The sequence below is a fragment of the Deltaproteobacteria bacterium genome (assembly GCA_016709225.1).
In the GTDB taxonomy this organism is placed as follows: Bacteria; Myxococcota_A; Polyangia; order Nannocystales; family Nannocystaceae; genus Xiheibacterium; species Xiheibacterium phototrophicum.
This window is the reverse complement of the sequence record JADJEE010000012.1, coordinates 3,317,131-3,338,383: the sequence shown is the minus strand read 5'-3', so window position 1 is coordinate 3,338,383 and position 21,253 is coordinate 3,317,131. Positions and strand designations below refer to the sequence as shown.

The window sequence follows — 21,253 nt, the reverse complement described above, 5'->3', positions numbered from 1 at the left end:
GTTCAGCCGCAGTTGTGGATCTCGTGGCTCTCGACGCCACCGAGTCCCGAGGGCACGCAGTCGTTCGCCCAACACTCGCCACAGCGCGAGAAGATGCACGAAGCAAAGTCGGAGCCGGTCCACTCGAACCAGTAGCACTCCGAGGCACGACGCCAGGACTCGTCCTGCGCACCTTCGATGCCACTCGCGATGGCGGCCAGACTCGCCTGGTGAGCCGGGAGCGCTTCTTCGACAGGTCGCACCATCTGCGATTCGAGATGGAGCTCGTCGTCGCCGTCGATCGATAGCCACGTGCCGTCCGGACCCGCATGCGCGCTCCCGATGGTTTGGCCGTCACGCCGAAGCAGGGTGTGCACCTCGCCATCTTCGATCTCGCTCGAGAGGGCGATGCCATCGTGAACGCTGCGGTGCTCGCCACCGCCGCTGGCGGTGTCCGTGGCGGCGTCGCAACCGAGAACGACGAGTAGAGGAAGGAGGAGGTGGCGCGTGGGTGTCATCGGGGCTCCGCGGCCCATGCGGCCGCTGGCCTGTAGATGCCGCTGCACGACCGCGGTTCGCCGTGCGCTGCGGCTCACGCCACGGACTCCGCGCCGGGGTGCCTATCGGTATCGCCAGGCGTGAGCGCGAGGCACTTCAGCACCGCGCCGCGAGGGCCCAGAGAATCTCGTGATCATCGCGCGGCCCCGCGAGTCGACCGGGGGAGTACCTCGCGCGCTCGCGGGAGCATACCGATGACGAAGACGTTCCGACTGCTCTCCCCTCGCCGCACCACCCACCTCAGCCTGTGCATGCTCGTGGCCTGCCACGCAGCGGGTGGCGACGGCGACGGCGGTAGCACCACGCAGGGCGACATGGGGTCGTCCTCGACGGGCAACAACCCGCCGGCATCGACGACGATCGACAGCGTCACCGGCGACAGCAGCGGCGCGCCCAGCTCGACCACCGACGACGCATCGAGTGGCGACAGCTCGACCACAGGGCCCAGCGAACCGCCTGCACCGTGGTGTGGCTTCGTCGGCACGGGTCCGCGCGTGCTCGAGGACGCCGGCTACGATCCGCTGCCGGTTCGCAATCACCTCGGCGGGCCGACCCGACTCGCGCTCTGGTACTACAGTAGCGGACGAGATCGAGGGCTGCGCGTCGCCGTCTACGACGAGCTCACCTCGGCCTGGTCCGACACCGTCGAGCTCGAGGTCGCTGGCGAGGTGGGGTACCTGGCCGAACCGAACGCCGCGGTCGATGCCGACGGCGACGCCCTCGTCGTGACCGGCGACCTCGACAGCCCAGCCGAGATCCGCGTGCATCGCTACGACGCGTCCGCGACCAACTGGAGCGTGAGCACCTTGCCCGGCACGCTCGTCAGCGCGAGGTCCACGGAGATCTCGGTCGACGACGCCGGCAACGCGGTGGTGGTGGCCGAGAACGAGTACGAGCTCGGCCTGTCGTCGACGATGATCTGGTTCTACGACGTCGCCAGCGACACGTGGTCGGAGCCCCAGGAGATCGGACCGATCGAGACCTACGGGCTCGGCGTCAGCTGGGCACAGGACCGCGCCAGCGGCGACGCGGCGTTCTTCATGGACGTCGCGCAGAACGATCTGGAGCTGCGCCACCACGCGCGCACCACCGGCGAGTGGACGACACAGCCGGTCGACGACATGGCGCTGCCGTTCGCCTACCCGGCCAGCGTGGTCTCGCTCGGTGACAACCGGTTCGTCGCGGTGATGGCCAGCGGTGACTTCGGCGTGGACAACGGCCAGCTCATGGCCTTCGCGTACGACGGCGCGAACTGGCAGCCGGGCACGTCGCTCGACTCGGGCATCGATCTCGATCGCACACACGTCGCGACCGACCGCCTGGGTCGCGCCGTGATCACCTGGAACGCGCACCCGACGAGCATTCGGTCCGCCAGCTACGACGTCGCCTCTGGCTGGGCGCCCAAGCAGATCGTGAACGTGGGCCAGACCGGCGCGGACTATGTCGCTTCGTTCACGCACGCGCTGGACGACGACGGTTTCACCGTGGCGTGGACCCAGTATCACAACGACGCAGAGCGAACCTACGTGCGCCACGCCGACGGCGACATGTTCGGCGCGACCACCGAGATGGATCCGACCCAGCCCGTGTTCTCCTCGATCTCCAGCCTGCAAGCGTTCGCGGCCGCGCGGGCCCGAGTGGTGTGGGCCCGCGACGAGGGCAACGCGAACTACAGCGGCTGGTACTACGCCTGCGGCGACGCTGGCGAGTGGTCGGCACCCGTGGCGATCGACCTCCGCTACCCCCGCATCGAAAGCGGCCGCGACGGCGAGTTCTTGATGATCGGTCGGCAGGACGACACCATCGTCGCCGAGTACTTCGTGGCCCAGTGAGCGACCCACGATCGACCGGCGCTCGTTCGAGTCGCGTCACTTCAGCGCGTCGATGACATCCTCGCCGACGCCGGTCACGTTGAACGAGCCCAGGTTCGAGAACACGATCACGCCGACCTTGCGGTCGTCGGTGAAGCCGAAGAAGGTCACGAACTGATTCGTGATGCTGCCGACCTTGCGCAGGTAGCGATGGCCTTCGTCGGTGGTCTGGTACTTGCCGAGGAACGCGCTGCCGTCGTCGGTACGCGCACGGCGGGCGGCCGCGACGATGGTTCGCGTCGCGCTGGAGTGGTCGCCGTCGGCGTCCATGTGAAACGCCAGCCACTTGCTCATGTCGTTGGGCGTCGACCAGACGGTGCCCGAGCCACTCTTGATGTAGTCATTCGAGCCCGTGCCTTGCTCGCTGCCGCCGCGCACCGGCGCGCCGTTGGCGAGCTTGTAGCCGACCGCCGCACGGCGATGGAAGGTGTCGTTGCACGCGGCGACATAGCTGCAGTTGCCGTAGTCGTCGTAGTTGCAGGTCGTGCCGGCCGCGAGGCATGTGGGGTCGCGCAGCGAGTACTTGTAGCCGGTGTCGTTCATCCCGATCGGGTTCCAGAGATAGGTGTCGAACGCACCGGCGATGCGCAGGCCCTTCGCGTCGGCGAGGACGTCGGCGAGCAAGGCGAAGCCCCAGTTCGAGTAGATCGACGCATCGTCGTCATCGATCGGCTCTTGGCACGTGGTCGCGCTGCAGTCGCGGACCGACTCGCGCAGCGCGGCCATGTCGCCCTCGTAGTCGCCGGTCTCGTAGCCGTTGGCACCGCCGGGGGGGTTCTTCGGCAAGCCGGAGCGATGCAGCCCCAGGTGCCGCAGCGTGATGTGCTCGCGACCGCCGTGCAGGTGGTAGCTGTCACCGATGCGATCGCTGAGGAGATCGTCCATGTCGACGAACCGCTTGAAGTCGAACATCGCGAGCAGCGTGCCCGTGAAGGTCTTGGTCACCGAGCCGATCGCGTAGTAGGTGTTGCCATTGGGCTTCGCACCCTTGCCGTCGACGGCCTCACCGTAGTGGAACTGGTGGCGCTTGCCGTCCTTGATGACGACGATCGACACGCCGACGTAGCTGTTGGCGCCGCTGGTGTGCTGCTGCATCACGCGGTCGACGATCAAGCGCATGTCGATCTGTGGGGTCGGAGCCGTCGACCCCGCCTGTACCGGCGGCTTGCCGGCCTGCACGGGGGCGGCGTGGCCGGTACCTGCGAGCGCGAGGGTCGAACCGAGCACCAACGAAGTGAACAGCAGCGGCTTCATGCGCAACCACGGAGGGCGCCCCCGCCGGGTGTGACCGGCGGCGCGCGGATTTCGTGCCACGTTGGTCGAGCGGATGGCCGCTACGACGCGCCGGCCGAGCGAAGCGCCGCCGCGACCTCGCTGTCGTCGGTCTCATCGAGCATCGGCTCGCCCGACTTGTTGCGTACGGACGGGTCCGCGCCAGCCTCGAGCAGGAGGCGGACCACCGCCAGGTGATCGCCGCCGTCGCGCGGCGCCATGAGGTTGCCGTGGGCCGCCCACGCGAGCGGCGTGCCGTTGAACTGCTGCTCGCGGCGGTCGAGCTGTGCGCCCTCGGCGAGCAGGCGTCGCACCACCGGCGCACGACCCCGCCACGCCGCCCAGTGCAGCGCGCTCTGGCCGCGATGGTTGGTGACGTCGATCGGGAAGCCGGCATCGATCATCGCGAGCGCGAGGGCGGGCTCGGGACGACCCACGAGCTCGAGGAACACGTGCACGGCCTCGAAGCTCGGCTGGGCCAGGAGCCCCGCCGCCTCCGCCAACGACCGCGCCCGTGCGAGCTCGCCGGCACCGCAAGCGTCGATGAAGTCCGCCAGCGCACTGGGTCGCGCGCGTCCCCCGGCCGCTTGCAGCCGCGCCGCGATCGCCGGCGCTCCGCGGACGCGCGCGACCTCGACGCTGGTGCGTCCAGCCCGATCGAGCGCGTTGGGATCGGCACCGGCGGCGAGCAAGGCGTCGATCACGTCGAGCCCGCGATGCATCACGATCGCGCGGTGCAGCATCGGCGTGCCGTCGTGCATGCGAGCGTTCGCGTCGGCGCCGTGGGCGAGCAGCAGCTCGATGCGAAGCAGGCCCGGCACGTCGAACGCGTGGGCGAGGATGTTGGTCGCCGCCGCGTTGGCGCCGCGGTCGAGCAACAGCTCGAGGCAGCGCGTATCGACGTGCTCGAGTGCGTGGTAGAGCGACTCGCCATCCTCGATGGTCGCGCCGCGATCGAGCAGCAGCTCCGCCAGCGCGGGGAAGTTGGCCGCACCGCACGCACCGAACAACGGACGCAACGTAGAGTCCCAGGTGTCGTCGCCACGGAAGCCGGCGTCGACGTCGGCGCCATGATCGAGCAGCAGCTCCGCCAGCTCGAGCAGACCCGCCGCGATCGCCGGCGAGCGCCGATGCAGCCGGGAGAACGTCACCCAGCACAGCGGCGGCCGCCCCTCGCCGGGGCCCACCATGGCATGCGCGAGTGTGGGCTCGTTCGCGAGCCGCGACCGCACGCGATCGACGTCGCCGCAGACCAGCGCAGTCACGAGATCGGCGCGGGCGAGCTCAGGCTCGCGATCCAGCAGCAGGTTGGCGATGCGCCACGCCTCACCGCCCAACGACGCCGGTGCGGCCGCGTGCGCGACCAGCTTCGCGGCCCGTTCGACGAACGACAGCGCGCGCAGCTCGACCTCGTCGCGCAGCGCAGACCAGCTGGGCAGGCCGTGGCGACGCGCGAGCACCAGCTGCGCATCGGCGAGCCGCAGCGTCGCGGGCTCGCGCGGGCGTGTGCGGTGCTGGGGGTGATGGTGCTCGAGTTCCGCGAGCGCTTCGGGATCTTCGGCTCGCCACGCGGCGAGGAGTTCCTTCGCCTGTCGACGCAGCTGCTCGAGATCGGGACGTGGGGGTAGTGACTGTGGCACGGGGCCGCCTCCTCGAAGGACGTGCCGATGGATCCGCGCTGACTCGGCAACTGGAGGTGACGAAGCACCACGTGACTTGGTTGTCGGAGTCCAGGTGGGCTCGGCCCTGTCCGCGGATCGGGGGCCGCCCGGAAGCACGGCCACGCCCAGGATAGCAGCCTCGCGCCGATGACTTCAAACGCAACCAAATGGTTGCGCCTTCGCCACGCGCCTGCTAGACATGCAACTAGAGGGTTGCACATGAGCCGAGACCGCATCGAAAAGTCCATCATCCTTCGGGCCCCGTTGGCGCGCGTGTGGCGAGCGTTGACCGAGGTCGACGAGTTCAACGCATGGTTCCGCGTCGCGCTGCAGGGGCGCTTCGAGGTCGGCCAGGCGATCCGCGGCAAGATCACCCACGCCGGGTACGAGCACGTGACGATGGAGGTGGTCGTCGAGCGCATCGACGCGCCGCATCACTTCGCGTTTCGCTGGCACCCCTACGCGATCGATCCCGCGATCGACTACGGCGCCGAGCCCAGCACGCTGGTCGAGTTCGAGCTGCAGGAGGTGCCCGAGGGTACGCAGCTGCGGGTGGTCGAGTCGGGCTTCGATCGGCTGCCGGCGCACCGCCGCGACGAGGCGTTTCGCATGAACGACGGCGGCTGGCAGGCCCAGCTCGAGAACATCGGACGCCATGTCACGGGCTAGCGGGTTGTCGGTGGCGGAAGCCCGCCACGCGGCGCCATTGTTCGCGGCGCTCGGCGATCCCACGCGCCTGCAGCTGTTGCAGCGCCTGTGTCGCGGCGGCCCGGGCTCGATCCAACAGCTGAGCGACAAGGCCGAGGTCTCGCGACAGGCGATTCGCAAGCACCTCGACGTGCTCGAGCAGGCCGGCCTGGTGCGCAGCGCCCGTCGGGGCCGCGAGTGTCGGTGGGAGCTGCAGCCGCGCCGTCTCGACGACGCCCACGACTACCTCGAGCGCATCTCGAAGCAGTGGGACGACGCGCTCGCGCGACTGGCCGCGTTTGTCGAAGACTGAACCACGCGTCGACGCGACTGCTACGCTGCCCACAGGCAATGGCGAGATCTCGAGCACCGCGCGGCCGCGTCGAGCAGCAGCTCGAGGCGGTGCGCGAGGCCCTGCGCGAGCGCGAGGCTGCGGATGCCACGGCGGTGCTCCGCAAGGCGCTCGCAGGCAGCCATGGCTACACCATCGGCGTCATCGCCGATGCGCTCGAGAGCGACGACGACGTGCTGCTCGCGGCGCTGCCCGACGCGTTCGCGCGGCTGTCGGCCGATCCGATCGCGCGCGATGCCGGCTGCCACGGCAAGACCGCAATCGCACGCGCGCTCGATCGACTCGAGCGCTGGCACGACGACGTGCTCCTGGCGGGTGTACGTTGGGTGCAGCGCGAGCCGGTGTGGGGTGGATCGGCCGATACCGCAGCGCAGCTGCGGGCCGTCTGCGGCATGGCGCTCGTGCATGCCCGTTCTGGTCGCGCGATGGTCGAGATCGCGTTGCTGCTGGCGGATGCCGAGGCCGCGCCGCGCATCGCGGCCGCGCGTGCAATCGCAGCGTCGGGCGATCGCATGACCGGGGAGCCGTTGCTGCGGCTGCGGCTGGCATTGCCCGAGCCGGAACCCGAGGTCACCGGCGAGCTGTTCGCGGCGTTGCTCGACCTGGTCGGTGACGAAGCGCTCGAGGTCGTCGCCGCCGCGATGGTAGGGAAGGATCCCGCGCTCGCGGACGCCGCCGCGCTCGCGCTCGGTGGCTCGCGCATGGCCGGCGCGTTCGCACTCCTGCGTGACAGCGTCGACACCACCGTCGGCCCTGCTCGTCGCACGCGCCTGCTCGCCATCGCACTGCTGCGCGACACCGCGGCGTGGGCCTACCTGCTCGATTGCATTCGCAACGGCTCGACACCACTCGCCCAGGACGCCGCCCACGCGCTGGCGACCTTCCGCCACGACGCCGAGCTGTGTCGTGAGCTGCAGACCGCCGCTGCGCTCCGCGACGACGACGTGGTCACGGACCTCGTGGCCCACCTGCTCGACGTGCCGATCACGTAGTGGCGATCGTCATGATCGCAGCGGGGGCCCGCGACACCCGTGCTGGGGTTCGGCGCACACCTTCTCGCCGCCGGCACGGAGCGCTAGCCTGCGGAGCATGACGCACTCCTCGAAGGTCACGGCCTCCCACGCGCTCGCCGGACTCGCACTGTGGGTGACCGCGTGTGGTGGATCGGGCGGCGACGGCGGCACTGCGAGCGACGGCACCAGCACAGGCTCCGACACCGGCTCCACCGGCGGACCCTCGAGCTCGACCACGCAGGGCGGCACCACGATCGATGTCACCTCCGCGACGAGCACCACGGCGACGACCGGCGCCGACACCTCGGCGGCGAGCGACACCGCGACCGGCAGCACCGGGGGTAGCAGCACGGGCTCCGCCGACGGCAGCAGCAGCAGCGGTGGCGACACCGGCCCAGTGGTGCCGCCTTGCCCATACGACGCCGTGGTGGGGCCCAGCGCGTGGACGCTCGAGGTCGTTGCCGAGGACGTCGAGGAGCCGATGTTCGCACTCGGACACCCCACCGAACCAGATCGGCTGTTCGTGCTCGAGCGGGCCGGCACCATCGAGATGATCGAGCCCGGCACGACCTCGCCGGTGGTGCCGAGCATCCTCGAGATCGATGGCGTCGAGAACGGCGGCGAGAGCGGACTGTTCGGGCTCGCGTTCCACCCGAACTTCCCCGACGACCCGCGGATCTACGTCAACTTCACGGCCTTGCCCGACGGCCGCACGCGGATCAACGAATACACCCTCGACCCGATGAACGGCTGGGTCGGCGACCCCGACTCAGAGCGTCTCATCCTCGACATCTGGCAGCCGGAGTACAACCACAACGGCGGCGGCATCGCGTTCGACACCACCGGCAATCTGCTCATCGGCATGGGCGATGGCGGCACCCAGAGCACCGCGCGCGTGACTGGCATCCTGTTGGCGAAGTTCCTCCGCATCGGCGTCGAGCCGGACGGCATCGATGACAACCCGGTCGCGTGTGAAGGCTGCCCGCAATTCGGACCCTTCGACTACACGATCCCCGCCGACAATCCGTTCGTCGGCGACGGCGACTACGCCCCCGAGATCTTCGCGCTCGGCTTCCGCAATCCGTTCCGTTGGTCGGTCGACGTCGGCACTGGTGACATCTGGGTCGGCGACGTGGGCCAGAACGCGTGGGAAGAAATCGATCGCATCGAGGCCGGCCATGACTACGGCTGGAACTCGATGGAGGGCTTCCACTGCTACGCCGACGCGTGTGAGCCGGTCGAACCCAACCAGACCAACACCGACGGCCTGACGATGCCGCTGGTCGAGATCAGCCACGGCGGCGGCGACTGTGCGGTGGTCGGTGGCGCGGTGTATCGCAGCTGTCAGGTGCCCGAGTGGGACGGCACGTACCTGTTCTCGGACTACTGCAACGGCGAGGTCCGCGGGCTGCGCTACGACGGCGACAACCTCGAAGAGCTGGGCGTGCTCATCGACCCCAACACCGCACCGACCGGCAACGGCTGGAACGCATGGGGCGATGTCTACTTCGCGGGTGGCGGCACGTTCACCGGCCGCGTGTGGCGCGTGGTCCCGGTCGAATGACCGCGACACGCTCGGGGCGGCGGCGATCGATGGCGAGCACGACGACGACGACGACGACCACCGTGGGCGCGTCGGGCAAGGCCCGCGCGAGCCATGTGTCGGGCGTGCTCGCCTGGCTTGCGCTCACGATCGCTTGCCACGACGCCGACGCGGGGCCCGACGATACCGTGATCTCCGCCGGCACCGACGAAGGCCCCGCGATGCCCCAAGCGCCCCCGGTCGAGCGTCACGGTCGCCTCGCGGTGGATGGTCTGCAGCTCGTCGACGCGTGCGGACATCCCGTGCAGCTACGGGGCATCTCCGATCAGGGCATCCAGTGGTTCCCGTGGCGAACATGCCTCGACGACGACGCGTTGACGTTCCTGCTGGCCTCCGACGGGCTCGACGTCGACCTGCTGCGGATTCCCGTGTACGTCACCGAGGGCGGCTGGCTGCACGACCCCGAGGGCATGCGCGACGCACTGGAGACGATCGCCGACGCTGCCATCGCGCGGGGCCTGTACGTGATCATCGACTGGCACGTGACCTCCTTCGATCCCAACGATCGCCTCGACGAGGCGCGCGAGTTCTGGACCGCGGTCGCGACCCGCTACGCCGGCGTCCCCAACGTCATCTACGAGATCGCCAACGAGCCCTCGGAGGTCGCGTGGTACGGCATCCGTGAGTACGCCGGCGAGATCATCCCGATCATCCGCGCGATCAACCCCGAGGTGGTGATCGTGGTCGGAACCCCGGACGACTCCGGCGAGCTCGCGGACGTCGCCGACGCGCCGCTGTCCGGCGAGCTCGCCCACAACGTGATGTACACGTTCCACTACTACGCGGCGTCGATGGAGTTGTCGCAGATCGAGCCCTATCTCGCGCGACTGCCGATCTTCGTGACCGAGTGGGCCGCCGCCAGCTACTCCGGCGATTCGCCCGACGACTACGACGACGGCGCCGCGTTCCTCGCCGCACTCGCGGGCGAGCCGCAGGTGAGCTGGGTCGGCTGGTCGTTCACCGACGACGCGGAGAGCTCGGCGATGCTGCGTCGCGGCACCTGTGCCGAGGAACCCGGCGCGGCCGCGGGGCCGTGGGACACCAGCGCGCTCTCGACGGCGGGGTGGTTCATGCGCCGTCAGCTCCGCGACACGCAGCCCCGCCGGCTTTGCGCGTCGCCGTAGGCGTCGTCTCGATCGCAGCGGGCGCGCGGCCTTGGTACCGTTCGCGGCGATGCTCCGCTCGCTACGCCTCGATGTCTGCCTCACCCTCGCGTCGTGCATCGCCGCCTGCGGCCCGAACGTCGCGCCGCGCACCCACGTGCCGGCTGCCGATCTGGCCGCGATCTCCGGGCGCTTCGACGACGCGGCCATCCGCGCCCAGGTCGATGAGCTGAGCGGCAAGCTGTCGATCGATGGCCCCGAGCAGGTCGTGCTGCGCGAGAAGCTGGCCGCGCTGCTCGAGCAGCCCGCGTTCGTGGCCGCGATGCGCGAGCGCGGCGTGCAGGCCGTCGGTGTGTACCACTGGGGCGAGGGTGGGCTGGTGGTGAAGCTCGCCCGCGGCAGTGGCACCATCCGCTTCGCCGGCGTGGCCGGCGAGCGCAGCTTCGATCTCGAGTACACCAGCATCGGCGCCCAGGTCGGGGGCTCCGCCAGCTGGGGCGTGGTGCTGGCGCTGGGATTGTCGTCGGTCGAGGCGATCGAGGGCAGCTACACCGGCGACGTCGCGTCGGCGACGGCGATCGATCAGAGCGCGGGCGTGATGCGCCTCGATCACCAGGGGCGCTCGCTCTACTTCGTCGGGGTCGCCGAGGGCCTGTCCGCCAACGCCGGCGGCGGCAAGATGGTGCTCGCGTTGCGCGACTGAGCTCGGCGCGCACGTCGCCTCACGGCCTCGTCGACGCGGCGCCGCGAGTTTTGCGGGCGATGGGCGAGTCGATGCCGCACCCCGACGCTACCCAGCCGGCCGCGCCGTGGACTATCGTCCCGCGGATGCGACGACTTGCGAAGCCCTTGGCGCTGTGTCTGTGTGCCCTCGTTCCCCTGCTCGCGTGCGGCGACGACGGCGATGCAACCTCGAGCACGAGCGACGGCACGACGACGGGTAGCTCGTCGAGCACCGGCAGCGGTGAGTCGACCACGACCGCGACCACGACCGCGACCACGAGCGACGGCAGCGGTTCGACAGGCACGACCACCGATGGCTCGAGCACGACCGGCGCCGACGCGTCGAGCAGCGGCGCCGATGGATCGACCGGCGAGCCGGTGACCGCGTGCGAGGCCGCGAGCGACTGCACCGTCGTCGAGGACTGCTGCAGCTGCCTCGCGATCCTGCAGGGTACCGAGGCGCCCAACTGCGATCTGCAGGAGTGCCTCCAGAGCGCCTGCGGTGCGTTGGGCGTGTCGAACCCGGTCGCACAGTGCGAGCTCGGCAGCTGCGAGCTCGCGCCGTTGCCTTGCAACCCACTCGAGGTGGCGTGCGATGCCCTGCCGCCGGAGTGCCCCGATGGCATGCTGCCGAGCATCGACGGCGCGTGCTGGAGCGGTCTGTGCGTCCCGGCGGAGCTGTGCGACGTGGTGTCCGATTGCAGCGACTGCCCCGCGGACGAGGCCTGCGTGCAGTTCGTCTCGCACGCGCCGGTGACCCGTTGCACGCCGATCCCACCCGCGTGCGAAGGCGTGCCCTCGTGCGGCTGTATGGGTGCCGACGTGTGCGAGGCACCGTTCGACATCTGCAACGACATCGACGGCGCCATCAGCTGCGGCTGTCCGGTCTGCTGACCGACGACGGTGGCGAGCGCACCGTAGCGCACGCGCTGCGCTCGCCGGCGGACAAGCGAACGACGCCACGGTGAGCGGTGGCGCCGCGGGCCCGCGCGCGCACCATCGGCGCGCGTCGTTGGAGCCGGACAGGATCGGGCGGTGGGCCCGATGCGTGCAAGGGTGGCGGCTGCGATGCCGTCGTCGACGAAGCGAAGCCGACTCTCCCACGCCCTCTCGTATGCCCTCGCGGGCGCGCTCGCCGGAGGGCGCACCACCGCGGCCGCCCTGTTCGCCGCCGAGGACCTGCGACGTCGACCGCGAGCCAGCCGCTCGCGACTCGCCCGTGCGATGGCCAGCGACCGCGGCGTCGCGCTGCTCCGTGGCGGTGCGGTGCTCGAGACCGTGATCGACAAGCTACCGGGCGTTGGCGATCGCACCGCGTTGGTCGGCGTCGCTGCGCGGGTGTTGTCGGGCTCGACCAGCGGCGCGGCGCTTGCGGCCGACGACGATCACAACCCGCTGCTCGGCGCGGTGCTCGGTGGCGCGGCCGCGATCGCGAGCACGTTCGCGCTGTTCGAGGCGCGCCGCGCCCTGCACCGACGTACCGGTGTGCCCGACGTGGTCGGCGGTGTGCTCGAGGACCTGCTCCTGCTCGGCGTCGGACGCCTGGCGATGCGCGGCCGCTGATCCCACGGCCACCGGCATGGGCACGCCCGGTCGGAGGCCCCGCGGAAATCTGGCACGATGCTGCGCGATGGCGATCGGGGCCTGGCTGTGCCTGTCGCTGTCGCTGCAGCTGGCGACGGCGCGCGCACCTGGAGCGGGCTCGGCCGCGGCCATCGGCGATCCCATCGAGGCGGCTACGGTGGTGGTGGGCGTCGACCCGCGGCTGGGGCTGTCGATCGACGACGTGACGGTGGCACTGCGCAGCCATCTGGCCGGCACCGCCTTGGTGCCGGACGTGCGACCGCTCGATGGCGACGCCCTGCGCGACCCCACCGCGTGGGCCGAGCATCGCTTGCACGAGACCCCCGGCGCGCGCGCGGTGTTCTGGGTGGTCGCCGACGACGGCATCGCGACGCTGCACCTGTGGCTGCCCGGTGACGCCGGCGCCTGGGCACGCACGCTGCCCGACGTCGACGATCGCGACGCGCAGACCGAGTCGATCGGCGTCATGGTCCGCGGCATGGCGACCTCGATCGAGGCCGCGAGCACGGCGGTCGAGCCCGCCGTGCCGCCCGAGCCCGCGCGGGTACCCGTCGACGAGTCGCCGACACCGACACAGGTCGTCGCGCCGCCGCGCAGCCACGTCGATGTCGCGCTCGGCTACCTCGGCAGCAACCTCGCCGATCGAGCACCGTGGCAGAGCGCGCCCGCGCTGCGTGCCCACCTCGTGCATCCCTCGCGTGCGACGGTGGCGCTCGGCCTGGCCTGGGCGCCGCCGCAACACGCCGGCGATGCGCTCACGATCACGCGCGTCGGCATCGACGCTGCCGTGGGCGTGACGCTGCGACCGGGGCGGCGGGTGCGGCCGTCGATCCTGATCGGTGGCGTGATCGAGGCCATGGGCTGGGAGCTGCGCGGCTTCGGGCGCGGCTGGGGCCTGCGCGCCGCGGTCACGGCCGGCGGTGGGATCGACGTCGCGCTCACCGCCCGCGTCGGACTCACGGCGCTGGCCCGCGTCGATGCGTGGTGCCGCAACGCCACGTTGGTCGTCGACGGGCCCACGGGCCGTGAACGGCTCCTGAGGGGCCATCCGGCCGCCGCCACGGCGTTCCTCGGGATCCGGGTGCGACTCGGCGGCGAATTTCTTCATCCACGCCGGCCGTCGGCGCGCCACGGGGACAGGTGACCCGTCGTGGCGCGCCCCGAAACCCCCGCAGCCGACGACCGCCCGGCCATGCACGCCCTCACCGCCCGCGTGGCCGCGGGTGATCGCCGCGCCGCCGAGCAGCTCGCGAGGATCTCGATGCCTACCGTCCGCGCCGTCGCATGCCGCCTCGTGGCCAACCCCGCCGACGCCGCCGACGTCGGCCAGGGTGCACTGGTCGAGGTGCTGCGTGCCGCCGGCAACTACCGCGGCGAGGGGCCACTGCTCGGGTGGGTCGCACGCATCGCTGCGCGCTCGGCATGCCACTGGCTGCGCAGCGCCCAGGTGCGACGCGCGGCCGCGACCGCGGGCGTCGGATCGGAACCCATCGACGACGGCGCCGACGCGACCCGCGGCGAAGATGCGCTGCCGCGACCGCTGCTCACGTACCTCGACGCGCTGCCCGAGCAGCAGCGCACCGCGTTCGTGCTGCGTCACGCGCTCGAGTACACCCTGCCCGAGATCGCCGAGCTCACCGGCGCGCCGGTGCCGACCGTGAAGTCCCGCATTCTCAAGGCGCTCCACGAGCTGCGTCGCGCGATGCGACGCGACGCAGCGCTCGGCCGCGTCGCACCCACCGAGCCCGATCACCGAAAGGACGCCTCGTGATCGAGCGACTCGACGACGCCCGCTGGCGCGCGGCCATCGATGCCGCCGCGATCGACGAGGCCGATGCCGTGCAGCAGGCGCTGGTCGCCACGCACGTGCCCGGCGACGCTGCAGCCCGCCTCGAGCACGCGTTGCTGGCGGAGCTGCGCGTCGCGATCGATGCGCCAACCACCGCAACCGTCGACGACGAGATCGCGATTGCGGCGGCCGTCGAGCAAGCGCTGCCGCGTCGGCCCACGCGCTGGCTCGCACCGACGCTCGCCGCCGCGGCCGCCGTGGTACTGCTGTCGCTGGCGTGGTGGCAGCCGTGGTCGCCGGCCTCGGAACTCGCGCCGCTCGAGCCGTGGGCCACACCGCTGGCGCAGTGGCAACCCACCGACGCGGCCGCGCCGGCCCCGACGCCGTTGCCGAGCACCGATCCCGGCTGGATCCTCGATCGCGGTGCGATCGACGTCGCGGCGGGGCCGCTCCCGCCCGGCATCACCACGCGCGCGCGCACCGAGGCCTGCGCGCGCGAAGGTGAGACCCGAGTGTGCGTGACCGCGGGCAGCGAGTTCGTCGTGCAGGCGCCCGCGGAGGGTTCGAGCTTCACCCTCGCCGACGGCGAGGCCCGCGTTCACACCGCGACCACGATCGCCCACCTGCGGCCGGTGATCGTCGCAGGGGTCCGCGTGGTGCTCGAGGCCGAAAGCGAGGTGGTGCTGCAGGTGCACGAGCGGCGCTGGGCGATCGACGTCGTGCGTGGTCGCGCGGCGATCACCCGCGACGACCACGACGTGGTCACGCTGCGTGCGGGCGAGCGGCTGGCCGCGGACGCCGCGGAGACCTCGATCCGGCCGGATCGTCCGCGCAGCGAGCCGGCCGCCAATGAGCTGCTGACACGGGCGCGCGCGCTGCGAGCCGAGGGCGATCTCGGCGGTGCCGCGCAGGCCTACGAGCGACTGGTCGACGCCCACCCTCGCAGCGCGCTGGCGCTCGCGGCCCTGCTCTCCCTCGGCGAGGTGCAGCTCGAGCGCGGTCGGGCCCGTGCGGCGCTGGCCGCCTTCGATCGCTACCTGCGACGCAAGGGTTCGCTCGCGGAGGAGGCCAGCTTCGGTCGCATCCGAGCCCTGCGCGCGCTCGACCGCGATGCCGATGCGGACGCGGCGACCGCGGCGTTCCTGCGCCGGTGGCCGCGCAGCGCCTACGCTGCCAAGCTGCGATCCCCATGAGGTGCGTGCACGCGATCGCGGCGGCGTGGCTGGGCGCAGCTTCGGGTTGTTGGGTGACCTACGTCGCGGGGTCGCGGGACGACGGCAGCGGCGACGCCGGCGGCAGCCAAGGCACCGGCGATGCGACCGTCGGCAGCGACGACGGTGACCTCGGTGGCGATTGCGTGTTGCCGCAGCCGGATCCCAGCTGCGACGCGTTCGCCGATCCGCTGCGTGCGTTCGAGCTGGCCTGCTACCCCGGTGTCGCGGCCGCGACCTTTCAGAGCAGCGACGGCGCCGCGTGGCGTCGTGCCCATGAGTTCGGCAACGCCTTCTTCGCGCCCCGCTTCGGCGACGCGTTGCTGGTGCTCGGCACCGGCGTGCTCGCGGAGGCCGCGGCGGGCGGGCAGGTCGCGCAGCCCATCGGCGCCGCCGAGCCCGGCACCGCCAACGACAACCCCGACGATGCGAGCTTGCCCGCACCGATCGTGACCGCGGTCGGCAGCAACGACGGCGCCGGCGGGGCCCCGTATTTCGATTGCGACGGCATCGGCGACTGCTCCGACACGCTGGCGCAGGCATGGACGGACGGCGGCCCGGCCCACGATCTGCTGTGGTGGTCGGTCGACGTCGCGGTGCCCGAGGCCGCCGGTCACTTCGCGATCGATCTCGCGTGGCTGTCGGCGGAGTTCCCCGAGCGCATCGGGGCCGCGGCCAACGACACCTTCGTGGTGTGGCTCTCGAGCGAGGCCTTCACCGGCAACGTCACGACCGTGCAAGGCCGACGGCTCGACACGACCTCGCTCGCGGGGCTCATGGTCGCGCACCAAGGCGACGACCCGATGCTGCTGCGCACCGGCTTCGACGGTGGCACCGGGCTGCCGTGCGAGCTCGACGGTGCGATGACGCCGTCGTGTCCGGTCGGTGCGACCACCGGATGGTTGACCCTGCGCGCACCGGTGCATGGTGGCGAGACCGCGACGATCGTGGCCGCGCTGTTCGATCAGGGCGACGCGTCGATCGACTCGGTGGTGCTGCTCGATCACTTCCGTTGGGGCTGCGAGCCGTGCACCCCCGGCGGCGACTGTGGCGTGGCGCCGTAGCCGTCGAACGCGACGCCGCACCCAAACCGGCCCGCGATGGCTTGACGACCCAATGGTAAGCTGTTACTTACGGTAAGCCATGACGAACGCAGCGCAAGTGCTCGATGCGCTCGGCGACGGCACGCGCCGCCAGATCTTCGAGCGTGTGGCCCGGCGTCCCCGCAGCGTGGGCGAGCTCGCCGAGGGCCTACCGGTCAGTCGGCCGGCGGTGTCGCAGCACCTGCGGGTACTCGAGGACGCCGGCTTGGTGCGCGCGCGTGCCGAGGGCACGCGGCGGATCTACAGCGCAGACCCCAGCGGACTCACGGCGCTGCGCAGCTGGCTCGACAGGTTCTGGACCGACGCACTGGATGCATTTCGCGAGGCGGCCGAGGCCGCCGCACGGAGGGAGCGACGACGATGACGATCCTGGTGAAGAAGACCATCACGGTGGCCGCCCCGCAGGCGGTCGCCTTCGACGTTTTCACGAACCGCATGGAGACCTGGTGGCCGCTCGCGACCCACCACATCGGCAAGTCGACGCCGGTGTCGGCGATCATCGAGCTGCGTGCGGGCGGGCGCTGGTACGAGCGCGGCGAAGACGGCAGCGAGTGCGACTGGGGCCGCGTGGTGCTGGTGGAGCCGCCTTCACGGATCGTGCTGCGGTGGCAGATTTCGAGCACCTGGGGCTTCGATCCGAAGGTCGACACCGAGGTCGATGTGCGCTTCTTCGCCGAGGGAGATCACACGCGCGTCGAGCTGGAGCATCGCAAGCTCGAGGCCTACGGCGACGCTGCCGAGCAGATGCGCTCGGCCTTCGACAGCAAGGGCGGCTGGGGTGACATCCTCGAGGGCTTCGCGGATGCGGCCACCCGGGGGTAGCCGCGCGCGCCGGTCCGACGCGCGCGGACACGCGGCCTGCTAAGCTCGCCGGCACGCGTGTCGCAGGGCACCGACAACCGCTCCGCCTCGACCGACGAGACCGTCGCAGGGCTCACCTCGGCCGAGTTGGCGCAGACCGAGTCGGGCGGGACCGCTGGCTTCCATGCCGGACAGGTGCTCGAGCAGCGCTACCGACTGGTGACGCTGCTCGGCCGGGGCGCGATGGGCGAGGTCTGGGAGGCCCAACACGTTGCGATCAAGCGACGTGTGGCGATCAAGCTGATCGCCCCCAATGCCGTACACGACGACGTCGCGACCCGACTGCAGCGCGAGGCCGAGTTCGTCGCGCGGCTCGAGCACCCCAACATCGTCGCGGTCACCGACTTCGGCCTGGTCGAGGCCGGCGCCCCCTTCGTGGTGATGGAGCGCCTCACTGGCCGCACGCTGGCCGAGCACATCGGCCAGCGCGGACGCCTCGACGGCACGACGGCACGCACGATCGTGGACCAGCTCGCCGCCGGACTCGGCCACGCCCACCGCGCCGGCATCGTGCACCGCGATCTGAAGCCCTCGAACGTGTTCGTGCTCGACGACGCCGCCGGTCCGGTCCGCGTGAAGATCATCGACTTCGGGATCGCGAAGGCCACCGCCATCGATCCCAGCGATCGCGCGTTGACGCGGGTGGGTGCGGTGTTCGGCACGCCGGCATACATGGCTCCGGAGCAGATCCGCGGCGATCCGCTCGACGCCCGCGCAGACCTCTACGCCCTGGGTGCCATCTTGTACGAGATGCTGGTCGGCGAGCCACCGTGGCGGCGGCGCACCAGCGTCGAGCTGATGTACTGCCACCTGTTCGAGCCGACCCCGAGCGTGCGCATGCGGGTGCCCGATGCACCGGCCGAGCTCGAGGCGATCGTCATGTGGTGCATGGCCAAGGACCGTGCGCTGCGTCCACCCGACGCCGACGCGTTGCGCGGCGCACTGCACGGGCACGGCATCGCGCGTGGTGCGACGTTCGTGCCGCTCGAGCCGCCGCCGCAGCCGTCGCCCGAGCTGCGCGCGCGCTATGCCTCGGCACCACCGGTCGTCCCGGGGACGTCGAACGCCGCGCCGTTGCCCCCGGTCGTCGAGCGTGCACGCCTCGATCGCAGCCGTGCGCCGACGACGTGGTGGATCGTCGGCGCCGTGGTCGTGGCGTTGGTGACAGGTGGTGTGCTCGCGACGTGGTCGAAGCGCCGCCATCGTGCCGCGCAGGACGATGCCGTGGTCGAGATCGAAGCTGCGCCGGCCGTCGCGGTACCGGTGCCGTCCGTCGATCCGCCGACCTCGCCACCGCCCACCGAGCCGCTCGCACACGAGGCCGACGAGGCCACGCACGGCGGATCGACCACCGGCGAACCACCGACGACCGGCGACGGCACGATCATGCGCGACGTACGACCGCCACCCTCGAGCCGCAATCGCAACCGCAACCGCGATGGCGGCCGTTCGAAGGCCGCACCGACCGATCTCCGCGAACCCTTCGAGGCCCCGCCCGCGCGTCGCAAGACCCCGCAGCGACGTGACGAGACCTTCGAGTGGCCCGACCCATGAGCTCCGCCGCACGCCGCGGCCGCGCCCCGCGAGCTCACTTGCGATCAGAAGCGGCCCGACAGCCCGAGCCCGGCGGTGCCGCGCTCGAGCAGCGGCTGCCACGCCACGCTGCGGGCCCGACGCTTGCTGCCCACGACCACCAACGCCACACCGGTCGCGAGCGCGACGACACCGATCGCCGCTGAGGCGATCGCACCGGCGTTGGCGCTGCGCCCACGATCGAAGCGCTCCTGACGTCCGGCGAGATCGGTGTCCGCGAGCCCGCCCAACGAGTTGGACTTGCGCCCGACCAGCGCCGACGCGATGAGTCCCGCACCCGCCGCGACACCGAGCCCGAGCGCGACGGCGCCACCGATGATCAGGCCGCGACCCGGCGTGGCACGACGCGGCGGCGTGTCGGCATCGGCGGGGGCGACCGGCGTCGGCTCGCTCGCCGCTGGTTGCGGCTCCGGTGCGGGCTCTGGCGGCTTGCTCGCCTCGGCGATCCGCGCGTCGATGCGTGCGATCTTCTCGCGCACGTGCTCCCGCTCGGCCGCGCCTTCCTCCGGCGCATCGGCGTAGATCTCGTCGATCGCACCGTCGAACTTCTCGAGCAGGATCTTCGCTGCCTTGAGCTCGGCGACGTCACCGCGGAGCTCGAACAGCTTCTCGCGCGCGGCCGCGATGTTGAAGAGGATCAGCGCGCGGTAGGGATTGGCGTCGGCGGTTCGCGGCAGCTGGTCGTAGGCGTCCTGCCAGGCCTCGATCGCGCCAGCGTAGTCGGCGGTGTCGTACTTGGTCGCGGCCGCGAGGTGCCGCTGCTTGGCGACCTCGAGCGGATCGGCCTCGCCCGGCGCAGGCTCGGCCGCGGGTGCGCGGGCCTCGACCCGAGCGGGCACCACCATCGCGATCGCGATGGTCATCGCGACGAGCGTCGATTTCATGGTGCTGCCTCCACCCCCACCAGCACCACGCGCTCGCCCGGCGCCTCGGGATCCGCGAGGTTGCCGAGATCGGGGATCGCGACCTCGAGCAGGCCGTCGCCGTCGAAATCGGCGACCGCCATCCGCGTGCCCGCGACGACACCCACGCCGCCCGCATCGGGGAAGGTCTCGAGCCGTGACGCCTGGGGGAGCGGGTCACAGCTGCCGAAGAAGACCTGGTTCTGCCCCGCGCTCGTGCCCGCGGGACCGGTGCTCGCGATGACGAGCTCCGACTTGCCGTCGCAGTCGAGATCGGCCGCCTGCAGCGCGACCGGACCGATCGCCGTCTCGAGTGGCTCGCCGAGCGCCGTCATGCCGGTATCGTCGACACGGTAGAAGCGCAGCCGACCGGGCGAGTTCGTGATGTCGGTGTAGTTGACGTCGCCCGGGCTGTCGAGCCGACGCTCGACGACCGCGACCTCGAGCTCGTCGTCGCCGAAGAAGTCGCCCTGCGCGATCGCCCAGGGGTTCTGCAGATCGGTGGCGAGCGGCTCGTCGAGCGTCAGATCGCCACCATCGATGCGAACGACCTGCACCTGCTGCGTGAGCGCGCCGGAGAACGACATGTCATCGGACTCCGGCAACAACACCCGCGTGACCGCGCCGCCGACGACCAACATGTCCCACGGCTTGTAGAAGCTCCCGCTACGCTTGCGGACGTCGCCCTCCTGGAAGCTGCCAGCGATGTTCGGCACCACGTACAAGGCGCTCGAGCCGGCGAGCAGCAGCTCGGGTCCGACGTCGCCGAAGATGTTGGTCGCGCTGAGCGTGAGGAGGTCGTCGGCGGCCACGTTCACGGTGGCCCGGGAGGTGGCGCTGGTGCCGTCCCAACCGACCACGTCGACCTGTCCGTTCTGCGCCAGCAGCAAGAACTCCGGCACGCCATCGGTCTCGACGTCGATGACGGCGAGATCCCGCGGATCGGTGATCGGCGTCGAGTACGGTGCGGCGCCGGCCTGCCAGTTGCCGCCGCCGACGTTCTCCATCACCGAGACGTTGTAGTTGTCGAGGCTCAGCACCACCAGCTCGATGCGATCGTCGCCCAGCAGGTCGGCGGCACCGACCGCCAGCGCACGGCTGAAGTCGGCGTTGACGATCGGCGTGGACGACAGCGTGTGCGCATCGATGCGCGCGGTGGGATCGCAGGTGTTCGACAACACCGCCGCGCAGGCGCCATCGCTGTCGGTACCATCGGACGACGCCGACGACGTCGTCGTCGGCGGCCCGTCGCAGAAGCCGTCGGCGCTACAGCGTTGGCCGCGGCCGCACTGCGCATCGACCTCGCAGGGCTTGTGCAGGGCGGCCGCGCCGTTCCAGCAGCCGCAGAGCAGGGTCACGCCGAGCAGTCCGGGGTTGCGACGCACCAA

23 protein-coding genes are annotated in these 21,253 nt (G+C 71.2%); 18 read left to right on the top strand and 5 right to left on the bottom strand.

Going from position 1 to position 21,253, the window contains the following annotated elements:
* Positions 1-2: 2 nt before the first annotated feature.
* Positions 3-245 carry a hypothetical protein gene (locus tag IPH07_38820; GenBank protein MBK6923407.1) on the bottom strand — a complete coding sequence of 81 codons (243 nt, stop codon included), beginning with the start codon at positions 243-245 and terminating at the stop codon, positions 3-5.
* A 63-nt stretch (positions 246-308) separates the two neighbouring features.
* Between IPH07_38820 and IPH07_38815 the strand changes: the two genes are divergently transcribed.
* Both IPH07_38815 and IPH07_38810 read left to right on the top strand, forming a co-directional pair.
* Positions 309-467: a hypothetical protein gene (locus IPH07_38815; protein ID MBK6923406.1), complete on the top strand. Its 159-nt coding sequence runs from the start codon at positions 309-311 to the stop codon at positions 465-467.
* Positions 468-731: 264 nt separating this feature from the next.
* Positions 732-2,369 (top strand): hypothetical protein, encoded by a 1,638-nt coding sequence (locus IPH07_38810; protein ID MBK6923405.1) that lies wholly within the window; start codon positions 732-734, stop codon positions 2,367-2,369.
* Between the two features lie 36 nt (positions 2,370-2,405).
* Here the strand turns inward: IPH07_38810 and IPH07_38805 are convergent, their stop codons facing one another.
* Positions 2,406-3,662: a beta-lactamase family protein gene (locus IPH07_38805; protein ID MBK6923404.1), complete on the bottom strand. Its 1,257-nt coding sequence runs from the start codon at positions 3,660-3,662 to the stop codon at positions 2,406-2,408.
* Positions 3,663-3,742: 80 nt separating this feature from the next.
* Positions 3,743-5,140: an ankyrin repeat domain-containing protein gene (locus tag IPH07_38800; protein MBK6923403.1), complete on the bottom strand. Its 1,398-nt coding sequence runs from the start codon at positions 5,138-5,140 to the stop codon at positions 3,743-3,745.
* Between IPH07_38800 and IPH07_38795 the strand changes: the two genes are divergently transcribed.
* From IPH07_38795 to IPH07_38720, 16 genes are all read left to right on the top strand, one after another.
* The gene (locus IPH07_38795) at positions 5,123-5,308 is read left to right on the top strand and encodes a hypothetical protein (protein MBK6923402.1); all 186 of its coding nucleotides are present in this window, start codon (positions 5,123-5,125) and stop codon (positions 5,306-5,308) included. The genes IPH07_38800 and IPH07_38795 overlap by 18 nt on opposite strands.
* A 246-nt stretch (positions 5,309-5,554) precedes the next feature.
* Positions 5,555-6,010, top strand: coding sequence for an SRPBCC family protein (locus tag IPH07_38790; GenBank protein ID MBK6923401.1), 456 nt, complete (start codon positions 5,555-5,557; stop codon positions 6,008-6,010).
* Positions 5,997-6,341 (top strand): helix-turn-helix transcriptional regulator, encoded by a 345-nt coding sequence (locus tag IPH07_38785; GenBank protein MBK6923400.1) that lies wholly within the window; start codon positions 5,997-5,999, stop codon positions 6,339-6,341. Before IPH07_38790 ends, IPH07_38785 begins: the two co-directional genes overlap by 14 nt.
* 38 nt (positions 6,342-6,379) lie before the next feature.
* On the top strand, positions 6,380-7,372 hold the full coding sequence (locus tag IPH07_38780) for a hypothetical protein (protein ID MBK6923399.1): 993 nt from the start codon (positions 6,380-6,382) through the stop codon (positions 7,370-7,372).
* Positions 7,373-7,469: 97 nt separating this feature from the next.
* Positions 7,470-8,957 carry a PQQ-dependent sugar dehydrogenase gene (locus IPH07_38775; protein MBK6923398.1) on the top strand — a complete coding sequence of 496 codons (1,488 nt, stop codon included), beginning with the start codon at positions 7,470-7,472 and terminating at the stop codon, positions 8,955-8,957.
* Between the two features lie 29 nt (positions 8,958-8,986).
* Entirely contained in the window at positions 8,987-10,120 is a 1,134-nt protein-coding gene (locus IPH07_38770; GenBank protein ID MBK6923397.1) for a glycoside hydrolase family 5 protein, read from the top strand.
* 49 nt (positions 10,121-10,169) lie between these two features.
* Positions 10,170-10,802 carry a hypothetical protein gene (locus IPH07_38765; GenBank protein ID MBK6923396.1) on the top strand — a complete coding sequence of 211 codons (633 nt, stop codon included), beginning with the start codon at positions 10,170-10,172 and terminating at the stop codon, positions 10,800-10,802.
* A 125-nt stretch (positions 10,803-10,927) separates the two neighbouring features.
* Positions 10,928-11,716, top strand: a complete 789-nt coding sequence (locus tag IPH07_38760; GenBank protein ID MBK6923395.1) for a hypothetical protein — start codon at positions 10,928-10,930, stop codon at positions 11,714-11,716.
* 174 nt (positions 11,717-11,890) lie between these two features.
* The gene (locus IPH07_38755) at positions 11,891-12,385 is read left to right on the top strand and encodes a hypothetical protein (GenBank protein MBK6923394.1); all 495 of its coding nucleotides are present in this window, start codon (positions 11,891-11,893) and stop codon (positions 12,383-12,385) included.
* 67 nt (positions 12,386-12,452) lie between these two features.
* A complete protein-coding gene (locus IPH07_38750) occupies positions 12,453-13,550 on the top strand; it encodes a hypothetical protein (protein MBK6923393.1) in 1,098 nt (365 codons plus the stop codon).
* Positions 13,551-13,598: 48 nt separating this feature from the next.
* Positions 13,599-14,177 carry an RNA polymerase sigma factor gene (locus tag IPH07_38745; GenBank protein ID MBK6923392.1) on the top strand — a complete coding sequence of 193 codons (579 nt, stop codon included), beginning with the start codon at positions 13,599-13,601 and terminating at the stop codon, positions 14,175-14,177.
* Entirely contained in the window at positions 14,174-15,388 is a 1,215-nt protein-coding gene (locus tag IPH07_38740; GenBank protein MBK6923391.1) for a hypothetical protein, read from the top strand. The genes IPH07_38745 and IPH07_38740 overlap by 4 nt, the downstream gene beginning before the upstream one ends.
* On the top strand, positions 15,385-16,470 hold the full coding sequence (locus IPH07_38735) for a hypothetical protein (GenBank protein ID MBK6923390.1): 1,086 nt from the start codon (positions 15,385-15,387) through the stop codon (positions 16,468-16,470). Before IPH07_38740 ends, IPH07_38735 begins: the two co-directional genes overlap by 4 nt.
* A 79-nt stretch (positions 16,471-16,549) precedes the next feature.
* Positions 16,550-16,873: a winged helix-turn-helix transcriptional regulator gene (locus IPH07_38730; protein ID MBK6923389.1), complete on the top strand. Its 324-nt coding sequence runs from the start codon at positions 16,550-16,552 to the stop codon at positions 16,871-16,873.
* The gene (locus IPH07_38725) at positions 16,870-17,331 is read left to right on the top strand and encodes an SRPBCC domain-containing protein (GenBank protein MBK6923388.1); all 462 of its coding nucleotides are present in this window, start codon (positions 16,870-16,872) and stop codon (positions 17,329-17,331) included. The genes IPH07_38730 and IPH07_38725 overlap by 4 nt, the downstream gene beginning before the upstream one ends.
* 57 nt (positions 17,332-17,388) lie before the next feature.
* Positions 17,389-18,924 (top strand): serine/threonine protein kinase, encoded by a 1,536-nt coding sequence (locus IPH07_38720; GenBank protein ID MBK6923387.1) that lies wholly within the window; start codon positions 17,389-17,391, stop codon positions 18,922-18,924.
* A gap of 44 nt (positions 18,925-18,968) precedes the next feature.
* Here the strand turns inward: IPH07_38720 and IPH07_38715 are convergent, their stop codons facing one another.
* Positions 18,969-19,847 carry a hypothetical protein gene (locus IPH07_38715; GenBank protein ID MBK6923386.1) on the bottom strand — a complete coding sequence of 293 codons (879 nt, stop codon included), beginning with the start codon at positions 19,845-19,847 and terminating at the stop codon, positions 18,969-18,971.
* A complete protein-coding gene (locus tag IPH07_38710) occupies positions 19,844-21,253 on the bottom strand; it encodes a hypothetical protein (protein MBK6923385.1) in 1,410 nt (469 codons plus the stop codon). The genes IPH07_38715 and IPH07_38710 overlap by 4 nt, the downstream gene beginning before the upstream one ends.